The sequence below is a fragment of the Streptococcus hongkongensis genome, from assembly GCF_053206145.1.
Genome location: NZ_JBRUGD010000009.1, coordinates 25,630 through 41,655, shown reverse-complemented (window position 1 = coordinate 41,655; position 16,026 = coordinate 25,630). Strand labels below are relative to the sequence as shown.

Sequence of the window (16,026 nt, the reverse complement as noted above, 5' to 3'; positions counted from 1 at the left end):
ATAAAATAGATAAATACGTATTTGAAGGAGCAGCACATGATAGTTATACTTCTTCTAAAAAGATACCAATAGGAGTTACAATGGAATACTTTAATGTCGGTAAAATTGTTAATACCCAAGGCTTACAAGGTGAATTGAGAGTTTTATCTGTCAGTGATTTTACTGACGAACGTTTTCAAAAAGGCAATCTTTTAGCCCTGTTTGATGATAAAAATAATTTTGTTCAGGATGTTGAAATTGTCAGTCATCGTAAACAGAAAAACTTTGATATTGTTAAATTTAAAGATATGTATCATATCAATAAGGTAGAAAAATTCAAAGGTTTTATACTAAAAATCTCAGAAGATAAGTTGACAGAACTTGATGAAGACGAATTCTACTACCATGAAATCATCGGTCTAGATGTTTATGAAGAAGATACCTTAATTGGTCAGGTCAAAGAAATCCTTCAGCCTGGGGCAAATGATGTCTGGGTGGTTAAACGTAAAGGCAAAAAAGATTTATTATTACCCTACATTCCACCAGTCATTCTTAATGTTAATTTAGCTGCTAATCGTGTTGATGTTGAGATTATGGAAGGATTGGACGATGAAAATTGATATATTAACCCTTTTTCCTGAAATGTTTGCACCACTAGAAGCTTCAATTGTTGGCAAAGCCAGTGAAAAAGGATTATTGGATATCAACTATCATAATTTTAGACAGAATGCGCAAAAGGCTCGTCATGTAGATGATGAGCCTTATGGCGGTGGTCAAGGGATGTTGTTAAGAGCACAGCCCATTTATGATACTCTTGATAAGATAAATGCTAATAAGCCGCGCGTGATTTTGTTAGATCCAGCCGGTAGAACCTTTGACCAAGCCTATGCTGAGGAACTAGCAAATGAGGATGAATTAATTTTTATCTGTGGTCACTATGAAGGCTATGATGAGCGGATCAAGGAATTGGTGACAGATGAGGTTTCACTAGGTGATTTTGTATTAACGGGTGGTGAGTTAGCTGCCATGACCATGATTGATGCGACCGTCAGATTAATTCCAAATGTGATTGGAAAAGAGGCCAGTCATCAAGATGATTCATTTTCATCGGGTCTTTTGGAGTATCCGCAATATACACGCCCATATGATTTTCGTGGGATGACTGTGCCCGATGTTTTAATGAGTGGACATCATGAGAATATCCGCCTTTGGCGATTGGAAGAAAGTATCCGGAAAACGTATCTAAGAAGACCAGATATGTTGGAAGTTTATCAGTTTTCGGAAGAAGAAACTAAAATTTTTGAAAAGATTAAAAGAGAAGAGCCTGAAGGAGTAATGAATGACAAAAAAGGTTTATGATATTACGATAATTGGTGGTGGTCCAGTTGGACTATTTACGGCTTTTTATGCAGGGTTGCGAGGAATGACTGTTGAAATTATTGAGAGTCTATCTGAATTAGGTGGACAACCTGCTATTTTATATCCTGAAAAAGTCATTTATGATATCCCAGCCTATCCAGCAATTACTGGTGCTGAACTGACTGATAATTTGATTAAACAGGTTAGTCGATTTGATGATCGTTTAACAGTTTCTTTGAAAGAAGAAGTCTTGTCATTTGAAAAGGTTGAATCAACCTTCCACGTTACCACCAATAAAGGCATGCACTATAGTAAATCAATTATTATTGCTTGTGGTAATGGCGCTTTTGCACCTAAAACACTTGGTTTAGCAAATGAGGAAGTTTTTTCAGATCACAATATTTTTTATAATGTCCACAAATTAGATCAATTTTCAGGTAAAAAAGTGGTTATCTGTGGTGGTGGAGATTCAGCGGTAGACTGGGCTTTAGCCTTATATGGACTTGCAGAGAAAGTGACAATTGTTCATCGTCGTGAAGCATTTAGAGCTCATGAACATAGTGTGGAACTATTGAAGGCGTCTGGAGTTGACATAATGACACCTTTCATCCCAATTGCTGTTGAAGGTGACAATGGCTTAGCTAATAAATTAGTGATTCAGAAAGTCAAAGAAGAAGAAACAAAGACTTTAGATTTAGACGCTTTGATAGTGTCTTATGGCTTTTCAACTTCTAATAAAAATTTGAAGAATTGGAACCTGGATTATAAACGAACTAGTATAAATGTCTCTACTTTGTTTGAAACTAGTCAAGAAGGGGTCTATGCAATAGGTGACTCAGCACAATATCTGGGAAAAGTTGATTTAATTGCTACTGGATTTGGCGAAGCACCGACAGCAGTCAATCAAGCTATTCAATATATTTATCCTGAACGTGATAATCGCATAGTTCATTCGACATCACTGATTGATTAAGTATAAGAAAAACTTATAAAACTATAAAAACATCCGATAGAAACTATAGCAATTTCTTATGACACGCCATATTTCATGTGATATAATTAACATTGTGAATGTGATGGATTTCACACTATAAAATTAAGCGAGGTCATGAAGATGACAGAAACAAACAAAGAGACTTTTAGCTCTTTTATTAATAAAGTTTTGGCAGGAACTGCAACTGCGATTGTAGTAGCACTTATACCAAATGCTATCTTGGCAACTTTTCTAAAACCACTTTTACCTAATGCAACAGCCGCTGAATTTTTACATGTTGTTACAGTTTTCCAATTTTTCACACCAATCATGGCAGGTTTCCTAATTGGTCAACAGTTTAAATTCAATCCAATGCAACAGTTAGCTGTTGGTGGAGCAGCATATATTGGTTCAGGTGCTTGGAAATTTAATCCGGAAATTATTACTGCTGTTGGGAAAGGTGGCTTCCAATTAGTTGGTATTGGTGACCTAATCAACATGATGATTACTGCCAGTCTTGCTGTTTTAGCAGTAAAATGGTTTGGTAATAAATTCGGATCACTTACAATTATTCTCTTACCAATTATCATTGGAACAGGTGTTGGCTACATCGGTTGGAAATTACTTCCATATGTATCATTTGTAACAACATTAATTGGTAAAGGGATTAACTCATTTACTACATTACAACCAGTACTAATGTCAATCTTAATTGCAATGGCATTTGCAGTCCTAATTGTTAGTCCAATTTCAACGGTTGCAATTGGTTTAGCAATTGGATTAAATGGACTAGCAGCTGGAGCCGCTTCAATGGGAATTGCAGCAACAGCAGCTGTTCTTGTATGGGCTACACTTAAAGTTAACAAATCTGGTGTGCCAATTGCTATTGCCTTAGGAGCAATGAAAATGATGATGCCAAACTTCCTTAAGCATCCGGTTATGGCTATTCCAATGCTTATCACAGCAGCAATTAGCTCATTAACAATTCCAATGTTTAATCTTGTTGGAACTCCAGCTTCGTCTGGATTTGGTTTGGTAGGTGCTGTTGGACCTATTGCATCACTTGCAGGTGGAAGCAATATCCTTATCATCATTCTAGCTTGGTTAGTCATTCCATTTGGTGTTGCTTTTGCAGCACATAAAATCTGTAAAGACGTCTTAAAACTTTACAAAGATGATATCTTTGTATTCGAAGGACAATAGGAGGAAATTATGTTAGTATATATTGCTGGATCAGGTGCTATGGGTTGCCGTTTTGGTTACCAAATCTCTAAAACAAATAACGATGTTATTTTATTAGATAACTGGGAAGATCATATCAATGCTATTAAAAAAGATGGCTTAAAGATCTCAGGTGACGTGGAAGAAACCGTTTTTCTTCCAATTATGAAACCGACGGAAGCAACAAAAGAAGCAGATTTAATTATTTTATTTACAAAAGCGATGCAATTACCACAAATGTTGCAAGACATTAAAGGTATCATTGGTAAAGAAACAAAAGTACTTTGCTTGCTAAATGGCTTAGGACATGAAGAAGTAATTCGTCAATATATTCCTGAGCACAATATCCTTATGGGAGTTACAGTTTGGACAGCTGGTCTTGAAGGTCCAGGACATGCACACTTACAAGGTGTGGGTGCTTTGAACTTGCAAAGTATGGATCCAGCTAATCAAGTTGCAGGTCATCAAGTAGCTGAAATGCTTACAGAAGCAAAATTATTTGCGACTTATGATGAAAATGTATTACCAAACATTTGGAGAAAAGCTTGTGTTAACGGAACAATGAATTCAACTTGTGCCTTACTTGATTGTACAATCGGTGAATTATTTGCAAGTGAAGATGGCGTTAAAATGGTTGAAGAAATCATCCATGAATTTGTAATGGTTGGTGAAGCAGAAGGTGTTACTTTAGATGAAGCAGAAATTACTAAATATGTAATGGATACTTCTGTAAAAGCTGCACATCATTACCCATCAATGCATCAAGATTTAGTACAAAACCATCGTAAGACTGAAATTGATTTCTTAAATGGAGCAGTTAATTCTAAAGGGCAAAAACTTGGAATTGATACACCTTACTGCCGTTTAATCACTCAATTAGTTCATACTAAAGAAAATGTATTAAACATTAAATAATTAAAGGACTAGACATTGTCTAGTTTTTTTTGGAGCTAAATATGACTGTTTTTGAAAGAAAGTGCTTGACATTGAAAGAAAATATAGTATAATTTATCTGTAACCGATTACAGAAAGGTGGTGTTATTATCTTAAAATCTAAACGAAAACAAATTATCATGGACCGTATTAGCCAAGATAACTATGTTGCATTAGATGACTTGATACTTCTTTTAAATACTTCGGAGTCTACAGTACGTAGGGATTTGGATGAACTTGAAGTTGAAGGGAAACTTCACCGTGTACATGGCGGGGCTGAACTAGTTCACTCTTTAAAAGAAGAATTGTCTAATCAGGAAAAATCTGTCAAAAACAGTCAAGTTAAATTGAAAATTGCTCAAAAGGCATCAACTTTTATTAAGGACAATGATGTTGTTTTTGTAGATGCAGGTACAACTACTGACTTACTAATTCCATTGATTACACAAAATAATGTTACTGTGGTAACTAATTCCATTCACCATGCTGCTAAACTTGTGGATATGGAAGTTAAGACGATAATTATTGGTGGTTTTGTTAAACAGACAACTGATGCTAGTATAGGCCAAGTTGCTCTACAACAAATCCAGACAATGAATTTTGATAAAGCTTTCCTTGGTATGAACGGAGTTGATGAGAATTTTATAACGACACCAGATGTAGAAGAAGCGGTTATCAAGAGAGCTATTATTGCAAATGCAAAAACATCATATATATTAGTTGATGCCTCTAAAATTGGACATGTTTCATTTATCAATGTTGCTCCAATTGATGATATTGAAATCATCACAGAAGTTTCTTCAAATAAGCTTATGAGTAAAATAAAAGAAAAGGCCAAGGTAAGTGAAGTATGATATATACTGTTACACTTAATCCTTCAATTGATTATATTGTCAGGATTAACCATTTAGAGATTGGTTATGTGAACCGAATGGATAGTGATGATAAATTTGCTGGAGGAAAAGGGATTAATGTAAGCCGTGTTTTAAAACGGTTGGGGACAGAAAATACGGCGACAGGTTTTCTAGGTGGTTTTACAGGTCGTTTTATTCAAGAGTCTTTAGTTAGTGAGGGAATTATTTCAAATTTCGTTAATGTTACTGAGGATACACGTATAAACGTTAAAATAAAATCAGAAAAAGAAACAGAAATTAATGGTCAAGGACCAAAAATAACAGATGAGAATTTAACTGCACTTAAAGCAATCTTAACTAAGTTGACTGATGAAGATACTGTTGTCTTTGCTGGATCAGCGCCAAGTAGTCTTGGAAATGAAGTCTATAAAGAATTGATTCCTTTGGTTAGAAATACAGGAGCTGAGGTTGTTTGTGATTTTGAAGGACAAACACTTTTGGATTCACTAGCTTATAATCCGTTACTGGTTAAACCAAATAATCATGAATTAGAAGAAATATTTAATGTTACCTTATCAGGAATTGATGATGTTGAGCATTATGCTAGAAAAATTCTAGATATGGGTGCTCAAAATGTTATCATTTCTATGGCAGGAGATGGCGCCTTATTAGTTACTAAAGAAGCAGCTTACTTTGCCAAACCAATTAAAGGACAAGTTAAAAATTCTGTTGGAGCAGGTGACTCGATGGTTGCTGGTTTTACAGGTGAATTTGTAAAATCTCATAATCCAATCGAAGCATTAAAATGGGGAGTTGCTTGTGGGACATCTACAGCCTTCTCAGATGATTTAGCTACTGTTGCGTTTATTCAAGAAACATATAAAAAAGTTGAGGTAGAAATACGATGAAAATTCAAGATTTACTAAAAAAAGATCTTATGATCTTAGACTTACAAGCAACAACAAAAGAAGCAGCCATTGAAGAAATGGTTTCTCGTTTTGTTGCTAAGGGCATTGTATCTGATATGGATATTTTCAAGGATGGTATTATGGCTCGTGAAGCGCAAACATCTACAGGACTAGGTGATGGTATAGCAATGCCTCATTGTAAAAACGAGGTAGTACGCCATGCACGTGTCTTGTTTGCAAAATCAAACAAGGGAGTTGATTATGAAGCTCTTGATGGACAACCAACAGATTTATTCTTTATGATTGCAGCGCCAGAGGGAGCAAATGATACCCACTTAGCTACACTTGCTCAACTGTCACAATACTTACTTAAAGATGGCTTTGCCGATTCATTAAGAAAAGCTGAAACTGAAGATGAGGTTATTGCATTATTTGATACCTCTGAATCGGAAACGGTAGCAGAAGTAGTTCAAGTTGCAAATAATGACAAAGATTATATCGTTGCTGTAACAGCATGTACTACAGGTATTGCTCATACTTATATGGCAGAAGAAGCCTTGAAAAAACAAGCTGCGCAAATGGGTGTTGGGATTAAAGTTGAAACCAACGGTGCCTCAGGTGTTGGCAATCGCTTAACAACCGAAGACATCGCAAAGGCAAAAGGTGTCATTGTGGCAGCAGATAAAGCAGTTGAAATGGATCGTTTTGATGGAAAACAATTGCTTTCACGTCCAGTAGCTGACGGGATTAAGAAGAGTGAAGAGTTAATTTCAACTATTTTGGAAGGTAAAGCTTCAACTTATCATGCTAAAAATAGTAGTAATACAGTTGAAACATCTGAGAAATCTGGTCTTGGTGGTGCTTTCTACAAACATCTAATGGGTGGTGTATCACAAATGTTGCCATTCGTTATTGGTGGTGGTATCATGATTGCCCTTGCCTTCTTATTTGATAATATATTAGGTGTACCTAAAGATCAATTAAGTAACTTAGGGTCTTACCATGAAGTTGCTGCAATCTTTAAAAATATTGGTGGCGCAGCCTTTTCATTCATGTTACCAGTTTTAGCCGGTTATATTGCTTACTCAATTGCTGAAAAACCAGGTTTAGTTGCTGGTTTTGTTGCAGGGGCTATTGCCTCTAATGGATTAGCATTTGGAAAAGTTCCTTTTGCAGTTGGGGGCAAAGCATCACTTATGCTTTCTGGAGTCCCTTCAGGTTTCCTAGGGGCATTGGTTGGTGGTTTCTTAGCAGGTGGCATTATCCTTGTTCTCCGTAAATTGCTAGCAGGTCTTCCTCGTTCATTAGAAGGTGTTAAATCAATTCTTTTGTACCCCCTTCTTGGCGTATTAGTAACTGGATTCTTAATGCTATTCGTTAACATTCCAATGGCAGCAATCAATACAGCACTTAATAACTTCTTACAAGGCCTATCAGGTAGTTCAGCAGTATTAATGGGACTATTAGTTGGTGGGATGATGGCTGTTGATATGGGAGGTCCAGTAAATAAAGCAGCCTATGTTTTTGGTACAGGTACACTTGCTGCGACTGTAGCAAACGGTGGATCAGTAGTTATGGCTGCTGTTATGGCAGGTGGTATGGTTCCTCCTTTAGCAGTATTTGTAGCAACATTGATCTTTAAAGACAAATTTACTAAAGAAGAACGTGAGTCAGGTTTAACAAATATTATCATGGGACTTTCATTTATCACTGAAGGAGCAATTCCATTTGGAGCAGCTGACCCTGCACGTGCTATTCCAAGCTTCATTGCTGGATCTGCTCTTACTGGAGCCCTAGTTGGACTTTCAGGAATCAAATTGATGGCACCACATGGTGGAATCTTCGTTATTGCATTGACAAGTAACCCAATTTTATACTTAGTTTTCATTGCAATTGGCGCAGTAGTATCTGGATTACTCTTTGGAATACTTCGTAAAAAGGCATAAAAGTATAGCTAGAATCAGTTATGATTCTAGTTTTTTTGTTATACTATAGAATAGAAAATCACTGTAGGAAGGAAAGTATGGCAAAGAGAAAGTCCTACACCAAAAAAAGGAGAAGCACTAAAAAGAGTAACATAAAGCTGTTTAATCTCTGTGTCCATGGTTTGATGGTCTTAGTTAGCACTTATTCTTTATTAAGCTTAAAAAAAGCAAACAATCAACTATCAGCTTATCAACAAACAGATACAGTAAAGTTTATTGCTAAGGCTTCTCATGCTGCGCGCCAGGTTGCCCATAAAAATAAACTCTATACATCAGTGATGCTTGCTCAATCCATTTTAGAATCAACAAACGGTCAGTCCCAACTGAGTCAATCCCCTTACTATAATTTTTTTGGAATAAAGGGAAGTTATAGAGGGAAATCAGTTGTCTTACCAACAACTGAAGATGACGGGACTGGTAATTTATATCAAATAGATGCTAATTTTAGATCTTATGGAAGTATGACAAATGGCTTTTCAGATTACGCAGCTGTATTAAGTGATCCCTTGTATGAGGCCATTCATAAAGGACAAGCAAAAAGTTATCAAGATGCGACAGCTGTATTAACAGGTCGTTACGCTACAGATACGTCATATGATAGTAAATTAAACCAAGTTATAGCTAGCTACCATCTCTATTATTTCGATTACCCTTTTTAGGCTCTATTTTACAAAATAGTGACAAAAAGCTACAAAAACATATCAAAATAATAAAAAACTTAAATATTGTAGTCAAATACTAAAAAGTTGTGTTATAATATTATTCCAAAACAAAAATGAAATTAAAGGAATTATATTCATATGACATCCAAGAAGAGTAAAAAGCTATTATTAGTATTTGGACTAGTTGCTCTAATCATCTCGACAGTTTTTATGACTAATTATAAGCACAAAGAAGTGAAGGTCTCAGCAGAAACAGTGTCTCTAAGCCGGACACAACTTTTTATCAATGAAATTGCTGGAACGGCTAGTCAAATTGCACAAGCAAATGATTTATATGCCTCAGTTATGATTGCACAAGCTATTTTGGAATCAAATAGTGGTCAATCTGGTCTAAGTGTTGCGCCAAATAATAACTTTTTTGGAATTAAAGGAGCATATAATGGTGCGTCAGTTACAATGTTGACATGGGAAGATGATGGCAACGGCAATGCATATGAAACTCATCAACCATTTCGCTCTTATCCAAGTATTGCAGATTCATTAGCTGATTATGCTAGATTACTTAACTCGCCAATTTATGCAGGTGTAAGACGATCTAATACATTATCCTATCAAGATGCAACTGCTGCCCTGACTGGTGTATATGCCACAGATACGTCTTACAATGCTAAATTAAATAGTATCATTCAAACTTATGGCCTAACGGCTTACGATGTTGCCGCTCCAGTTGCAGCAGATTCAAGTGCGACAAATGCTTCTTCAACAGGTATTGGTGGAAATCAAGCAACTATTCAATCAGTTTGGAATGCTTTTCGTAGACAGTACACAAGTGCAGAGATATTAGCTGAAGATCAAGCATGGTCAGAATTTAAAAAAGGTCATTAATAAATGATTTTTTAACGTGATAAAGTTATAATAACTGAATAAATTACGAGAGAAGGTAATGACTTGCCTTCTTTTTTTAATTTAGAGATAAATGAAAGGGACTGGTAACTGTTGTAATAATAGGTACTGTCATCTTTCGACAGAATTATAAAAAACTAGATTTTTTCGTTACGCTATTTTTTTGATATAATAGCTTTATGAAAACAATAAAAGAAGTCTATCGTAATCATCAGGAAATGCCTTTTGTACTTCCGAAATATGAAAAAGAACTATGTCAAAAACCGATTCCTAAGCGAAATATGATTCGAACGAAAGAAGGGCTTTTGCCAGGACATATTATTATGATTTGGAGAATTCACTTTGGAACTTACACGACTGAAAACCCTCACCATAAGTATTTTTACACCACATATGGAATTGATGCAGAAAAAGAGCTATCTTGGCTCATTGCTAACAATTATGTAGCTATAGATACAGCCTTTATGTCACTTCCTCATCTGTCAGCTTTGCAATTAAAAGAGTTCCTAAAAGAAAAAGGTGTAGTTGGGCTTTCAAAGATGAAGAGGCAGGAGTTAGAAGAGCAGATTGCAAGTGTCTACGATGAAAGCAGTTTAGGAAAATGTTTTGATTTAAGGTCTTACCGTATTTTACCAAAAGGGCAAGCTATTTTAGATAAGTATCCAGAAATTATTGGGAAACATCCACAAAAGAAATACTAAACTAGCCTCACTTTAACTAATGGGTAACTTATGCTATAATGGATATTATCGCGCTCAAGGAGAATAAAATAAAATGCAATTAATTAGAGAAAAAGAATTTGTTAATCAATATCATTACGATGCAAGAAATTTAGAGTGGGAAGAAGAAAACGGAACACCTGAAACAAATTTTGAGGTAACTTTTCAACTAATCGATAAAAATGAAGAAACTAAGGAAACAGTTATTGTTTCTGTATTACAATTTGTTATTGTAAAAGACGAATTTGTAATCAGTGGTGTCATTTCTCAGATGGTAAAAATTATCGACCGCTTGATTGAAAAACCAAGTGAATTCTCTCAAGAAGAAGTAGAGACACTTGCTGCACCATTATTAGATATGGTACAACGATTAACATTTGAAGTGACTGAAATTGCTTTAGATAGACCTGGAATCAATTTGGAGTTTAAAAATTAATGAAATTAGCAGTGATAACGGACAATACCAGTTATTTACCTGATAGCCTGACAAACAAAGATAATCTTTTTGTATTAGATATTCCTATTATGATTGATGGGGAAACATTTTACGAAGGAAAAAATATTACTTTAGATGACTTTTATACAAAAATGGCATCTAGTGCTGAACTCCCTAAAACTAGTCAGCCTGCTTTGTCTGAATTAGATGAGTTATTGACACAACTTGAGAATGACGGTTATAGTCATGTTATTGGCTTATTCTTAGCAGCTGGTATCTCTGGCTTTTGGGCAAATTGTCAATTCCTAGTCGAGGAACATCCACAACTAACAATCGCTTTTCCTGATAGTAAGTTGGCTTCTGTACCAGTTTGCAACATGATACTGAATATTTTTAAATGGTATGAGGAAGACTTTGATTTTCAAACAATAATTTCTCATTTGCAGATCCAAATTGACCACTCGTCAGCATTCATTCTAGTCGATGATTTGAATCATCTAGTTAAGGGTGGGCGATTGTCAAATGGCTCAGCCTTATTAGGAAATTTACTAAATATTAAACCAGTTTTACGATTTGATAATGACGGTAAAATTGTTGTTTTTGAAAAAGTTAGAACTGAAAAGAAAGCTTTAAAACGGTTAGTTGACATTATTAATGACATCAATGAGACGGGTGAATTTGATTTTTCAATTATTAATGCAAATGCTAAAGAAAAAGCTACTCTTTTGAAAGAAATGATTATTGATAGTGGCTTAGATTGTGAGTTTACGGAAGCAAACTTTAGTGCAGTTATCGGCACGCATCTTGGTTCTGGTGCGGTAGCTATTGGATTTTCACCAAAAATGTAAGAAGTAGGACACAAAATGAGCATAAAAGTCATAATAGCTGGTTTTAATGGGAAAATGGGATCAACAACTTTACATATGGTAAAAGAAGATTCTGATTTGGAAGTTGTTGCTCTTTTTGATCCTAACTGCAGTGATAAGGAAATTGATGGTATTCCTGTTGTAAATTGCAAAGAGGATTTAGAGGATTGTGATGCAGATGTTTGGATAGATTTTACAAATCCAACTGTTGCATTTGAACACACATACTTTGCTATTGCAAATGGCTTTTGCCCAGTTATTGGTACTACTGGTTTTACAAGGCAACAATTAGATGAGCTCCACAAGCTGTCGATAGTGAAAAATTTGGGGGGATTAATTGCTCCAAACTTTGCTATTGGTGCGATCTTACTTATGGAATTTGCCACTAAAGCAGCTAAGTATTTTTCAGATTTAGAGATTATTGAGTTACATCATAATCAAAAGAAAGATGCTCCTAGTGGAACAGCTATTAAAACTGCAGAAATGATTAGTCAAGTCCAAAGTAGTCATCGTTATGTCAATGAAGAAGAAACGGAATTAATAGCTGGTGCTCGGGGTGCAGATTACAATGGAATAAAGATTCACAGTGTCCGCTTACCAGGTCTGGTAGCACATCAAGAAGTTATCTTTGGTGGACCAGGCGAAGGCTTAAGTATTCGACATGATTCCTTTAATCGTGACTCTTTTATGCGAGGTGTTAATCTTGCTATAAAAGAAGTCATCAAAAGAGATCAACTAGTATATGGGTTAGAGAATTTACTATGAAATTAATGACAATGCCTTCTGAATTTCAGAAGGCTTTACCAATATTAAAAAAGATAAAAGATGCCGGCTTTCAAGCTTACTTTGTGGGTGGTGGTGTTAGGGATATCCTGTTAAATCGTCCGATCCATGATGTGGATATTGCTACATCATCTTATCCTCAAGAAACGAAAGAAATTTTTGCTAGAACTGTTGATATTGGTATTGAACATGGAACAGTTTTAGTTCTTGAAAATGGTGGAGAATATGAGATAACTACCTTTAGGACAGAAGATGTTTATGTTGACTTTCGAAGACCTAGTCAAGTCTCTTTTGTGCGCTCACTTGAGGAAGATCTGAAGAGAAGAGATTTCACAGTTAATGCTTTGGCTTTGGATGAAACAGGTCAAGTTATTGATACCTTTAGTGGCTTGCAAGATTTAGTAAATAAAGAATTGAGAGCAGTTGGTAAAGCTGAAGAACGCTTTGAAGAAGATGCCTTAAGAATTATGAGAGGTTTCCGTTTTTCAGCGACATTAGATTTCACCATCGAGCAAGAAACTTTTATGTCCATGTGTTCACATGCTCATTTATTGGAAAAAATTTCTGTGGAACGGTCATTTATTGAATTTGATAAATTATTGTTAGCAGATAATTGGAAAAAAGGTCTTCAGTATTTGATCACTTCAAAGGCCTATCTTTATTTACCTGGTTTGGCTCAAAAAGAGTGGAAATTACAGCGTTTCTTAACTGATATAAAAAATAATTATACTTTTGTTAACAGTCCTCAGGCTTGGTCTTGTTTAATCCTGATGTTAGATATTACAAAACCTAAAGACTTTTTAAAGCACTGGAAAACCTCCAACGACTTTCAAAAAACTGTTTTAAAAATTGTAAAACTTTATAAAATGAGGCTAAGTCATTCATACACTAAAGAAAATATTTATGAATTTGGAAAAGACTTAGCAAACTTATGTGAAAATTTAAGGGAAGCTAACGGGTTAACAACGGATTATCAGTCAATTGAAACTATTGATAAAGAATTGGTTATTCATGATAAGCATGATATTTGCGTCAACGGCGGAACCTTGATGAAAGAGCTACAAATGAAGCCTGGTCCACATTTGGGTAGGGTGCTGAGTCAAATAGAATCAGCAATTGTTAAAGGGGATTTGGCAAATGACAAAGAATCAATAATGCGATTTGTTTCAGAGGAGTGTGGACATGAGTGATTTATTAGTCGAAAAATTAAGTAAAACTGTTGGTGATAAGACGGTCTTTAAAGATATTTCTTTTTTAATTCATGATTTTGATCGCATCGGAATAATTGGGGTCAATGGTACAGGCAAAACAACATTACTAGATGTCTTATCTGAAAAAATTGGTTTTGATGGGGATGTTTCTCCAATAAAGAAAGCTAATGGCTATAAGATAGCTTATTTAACACAAGACCCTGATTTTGATGATCAAGCTAGTGTCATAGATACTGTTCTTTCATCTGATTTAAAAGAGATGGAATTAATTAGACAATATGAAAAGATAATGGCTGATTATTCAGAAGACCAACAAAGTTCTCTAGAAAAAATAATGACAGAGATGGATCGCTTAGATGCTTGGTCTATTGAAAGTGAAGTCAAAACAGTCCTTTCAAAATTAGGAATTGATCAATTGCAATCGAAGGTTGGGACCTTATCGGGTGGTTTAAGAAGACGCGTTCAGATGGCTCGAGTCTTACTTGGTTCAGCTGACTTACTTCTTCTAGATGAGCCAACCAACCACTTGGACATTGATACAATTGCTTGGTTAACAAATTATTTGAAAGCTAGTAAAAAAACAGTTTTATTCATTACCCATGATCGTTATTTTCTCGACAATTTAGCAACACGTATTTTTGAACTTGAAAATGCTAGTTTGACCGAGTATCAGGGCAATTATCAAGATTATGTAAGACTAAAAGCAGAGCAAGATGAACGTGATGCTGCAAATTTACATAAGAAAAAGCAACTTTATAAGCAAGAATTGTCTTGGATGAGAAGACAACCACAAGCTCGTGCAACTAAGCAGCAAGCTCGCATAAATAGATTTCATGACCTAAAAACGGAAGTTCATGTTGATAGTAATCAAGATCAACTTGATATCAATTTTGAAACCAGTCGGATTGGGAAGAAAGTCATTAGTTTTAATCATGTCTCTTTTGGCTACGATCAACAAAAATTGATTAATGATTTTTCATTGATCATTCAAAACCGTGATCGCATTGGTATTGTTGGTGATAATGGCGTAGGAAAATCAACTCTTTTACACCTTATCAATGGTGATTTACAAGCCCAATCAGGGGATGTAACCATTGGTGAAACCATTAAAATTGGCTATTTTTCTCAACAAATCAAAGATATGGATGGCAACAAACGGATGATTACTTATTTGCAAGAGATTGCAGATGAAGTAAAGACGAGTGTTGGCTCAACCAGTATCAGTGAATTACTAGAACAATTTTTATTCCCGAGGTCAACACATGGTAGTCTCATCTCAAAGCTTTCAGGTGGTGAGAAGAAACGGCTATATTTACTTAAACTATTGATAGAGAAACCCAATGTCTTATTATTGGACGAGCCAACTAATGATTTAGACATTGCAACCTTGACTGTTTTGGAGAATTTCTTGCAAACTTTTAGTGGTCCTGTTATTACAGTGAGCCATGATCGGTATTTCTTAGATAAGGTTGCTAATAAAATTCTGGCATTTGAAAATGGGGCAATCAGAGTCTTCTATGGAAACTATAGTGATTATCTTGATGACAAAGAGTTTGAAAAAACTGCGCAAGACGAGACCTTCAAAAAGGAAGCACCGAAACCTGTCCAAGAAGTCAATATTTCTCAGAAAAAACGTATGTCTTATCTTGAGAAAAAAGAATGGGCTGAGATTGAAGAAAAAATTGAGGCTCAAGAAGAAAAAATTGAAGTAACAGAAAATGACATGCAAAGTGTTCCTTCAACAGATTATGGCAAACTGATGGACATGCAAGCAAGCATTGATAAAATGAATCAGGAACTTTTGGAAATGTATGACCGTTATGAGTATCTGAGTGAATTAGAGGAGTAACCAATGATCATTCGAACGATAGAAGAAAAAGATGACCAAGCTATAGCTCAAATTATCAAAAAATCGTTAGAAGCAGTCGGTTTGGACCAAGAAGGCACAGCTTATACCAATCCACAGTTGAATGACTTAACAAGTTATTAGAACGATACTCCAAAATCACAATATTTCGTAATGAGTTAAGAAAATAAAATTTTAGGCGGAACAGGGTATGACAAATTAACTCCTGAAATTGCTGCATTGCAAAAATGTTATGTGACAAAGGACGCCCGTCGCCAAGGAATTGCTTGCGCACTATTAGCCGCTGTTGAATTAGCAGCAAAAGAAGAAGGCTATCACCAAATGTATCTCGAAAGCTCTTCGCTTTAAAGGAAGCTGTAGGTTTTTA

At 35.4% G+C, this 16,026-nt stretch carries 18 protein-coding genes; all 18 read left to right on the top strand.

Features of this window, described 5'->3' with window-relative positions; all coding sequences use genetic code 11:
- The first annotated feature begins 80 nt into the window (after positions 1–80).
- Positions 81–599, top strand: coding sequence for a ribosome maturation factor RimM (gene rimM, locus ACVRZD_RS06890; RefSeq protein WP_037625767.1), 519 nt, complete (start codon positions 81–83; stop codon positions 597–599).
- Complete coding sequence (gene trmD, locus ACVRZD_RS06885; RefSeq protein ID WP_037625765.1) at positions 589–1,338, top strand: tRNA (guanosine(37)-N1)-methyltransferase TrmD; 750 nt, start codon at positions 589–591, stop codon at positions 1,336–1,338. The genes rimM and trmD overlap by 11 nt, the downstream gene beginning before the upstream one ends.
- Positions 1,319–2,311 (top strand): NAD(P)/FAD-dependent oxidoreductase, encoded by a 993-nt coding sequence (locus ACVRZD_RS06880; protein ID WP_037625763.1) that lies wholly within the window; start codon positions 1,319–1,321, stop codon positions 2,309–2,311. Before trmD ends, ACVRZD_RS06880 begins: the two co-directional genes overlap by 20 nt.
- Positions 2,312–2,446: 135 nt before the next feature.
- Complete coding sequence (locus ACVRZD_RS06875) at positions 2,447–3,514, top strand: PTS sugar transporter subunit IIC (protein WP_198777470.1); 1,068 nt, start codon at positions 2,447–2,449, stop codon at positions 3,512–3,514.
- A gap of 9 nt (positions 3,515–3,523) precedes the next feature.
- Positions 3,524–4,447, top strand: coding sequence for a 2-dehydropantoate 2-reductase (locus tag ACVRZD_RS06870; protein WP_037625760.1), 924 nt, complete (start codon positions 3,524–3,526; stop codon positions 4,445–4,447).
- Between the two features lie 152 nt (positions 4,448–4,599).
- The gene (locus tag ACVRZD_RS06865) at positions 4,600–5,319 is read left to right on the top strand and encodes a DeoR/GlpR family DNA-binding transcription regulator (protein WP_268987892.1); all 720 of its coding nucleotides are present in this window, start codon (positions 4,600–4,602) and stop codon (positions 5,317–5,319) included.
- Positions 5,316–6,227 carry a 1-phosphofructokinase gene (gene pfkB / locus ACVRZD_RS06860; RefSeq protein WP_037625756.1) on the top strand — a complete coding sequence of 304 codons (912 nt, stop codon included), beginning with the start codon at positions 5,316–5,318 and terminating at the stop codon, positions 6,225–6,227. The genes ACVRZD_RS06865 and pfkB overlap by 4 nt, the downstream gene beginning before the upstream one ends.
- Positions 6,224–8,173, top strand: a complete 1,950-nt coding sequence (locus ACVRZD_RS06855) for a PTS fructose transporter subunit IIABC (protein ID WP_037625752.1) — start codon at positions 6,224–6,226, stop codon at positions 8,171–8,173. Before pfkB ends, ACVRZD_RS06855 begins: the two co-directional genes overlap by 4 nt.
- Before the next feature lie 77 nt (positions 8,174–8,250).
- Positions 8,251–8,871 (top strand): glycoside hydrolase family 73 protein, encoded by a 621-nt coding sequence (locus ACVRZD_RS06850; RefSeq protein ID WP_037625749.1) that lies wholly within the window; start codon positions 8,251–8,253, stop codon positions 8,869–8,871.
- 141 nt (positions 8,872–9,012) lie between these two features.
- Positions 9,013–9,759: a glycoside hydrolase family 73 protein gene (locus ACVRZD_RS06845; protein WP_037625747.1), complete on the top strand. Its 747-nt coding sequence runs from the start codon at positions 9,013–9,015 to the stop codon at positions 9,757–9,759.
- 197 nt (positions 9,760–9,956) lie between these two features.
- Positions 9,957–10,478, top strand: coding sequence for a hypothetical protein (locus ACVRZD_RS06840; protein ID WP_037625746.1), 522 nt, complete (start codon positions 9,957–9,959; stop codon positions 10,476–10,478).
- Between the two features lie 73 nt (positions 10,479–10,551).
- Positions 10,552–10,932: a DUF1149 family protein gene (locus tag ACVRZD_RS06835; RefSeq protein ID WP_037625742.1), complete on the top strand. Its 381-nt coding sequence runs from the start codon at positions 10,552–10,554 to the stop codon at positions 10,930–10,932.
- Positions 10,932–11,780, top strand: a complete 849-nt coding sequence (locus tag ACVRZD_RS06830) for a DegV family protein (RefSeq protein WP_037625740.1) — start codon at positions 10,932–10,934, stop codon at positions 11,778–11,780. The genes ACVRZD_RS06835 and ACVRZD_RS06830 overlap by 1 nt, the downstream gene beginning before the upstream one ends.
- Before the next feature lie 15 nt (positions 11,781–11,795).
- Positions 11,796–12,563 (top strand): 4-hydroxy-tetrahydrodipicolinate reductase, encoded by a 768-nt coding sequence (gene dapB / locus ACVRZD_RS06825; RefSeq protein WP_037625738.1) that lies wholly within the window; start codon positions 11,796–11,798, stop codon positions 12,561–12,563.
- Positions 12,560–13,771: a CCA tRNA nucleotidyltransferase gene (locus ACVRZD_RS06820; RefSeq protein WP_037625736.1), complete on the top strand. Its 1,212-nt coding sequence runs from the start codon at positions 12,560–12,562 to the stop codon at positions 13,769–13,771. The genes dapB and ACVRZD_RS06820 overlap by 4 nt, the downstream gene beginning before the upstream one ends.
- A complete protein-coding gene (locus ACVRZD_RS06815) occupies positions 13,764–15,641 on the top strand; it encodes an ABC-F family ATP-binding cassette domain-containing protein (protein WP_447450380.1) in 1,878 nt (625 codons plus the stop codon). The genes ACVRZD_RS06820 and ACVRZD_RS06815 overlap by 8 nt, the downstream gene beginning before the upstream one ends.
- Before the next feature lie 3 nt (positions 15,642–15,644).
- Positions 15,645–15,782, top strand: coding sequence for a hypothetical protein (locus tag ACVRZD_RS06810; protein WP_230588940.1), 138 nt, complete (start codon positions 15,645–15,647; stop codon positions 15,780–15,782).
- Between the two features lie 96 nt (positions 15,783–15,878).
- Positions 15,879–16,007, top strand: a complete 129-nt coding sequence (locus ACVRZD_RS06805; protein ID WP_230588939.1) for a GNAT family N-acetyltransferase — start codon at positions 15,879–15,881, stop codon at positions 16,005–16,007.
- Positions 16,008–16,026: the final 19 nt, after the last annotated feature.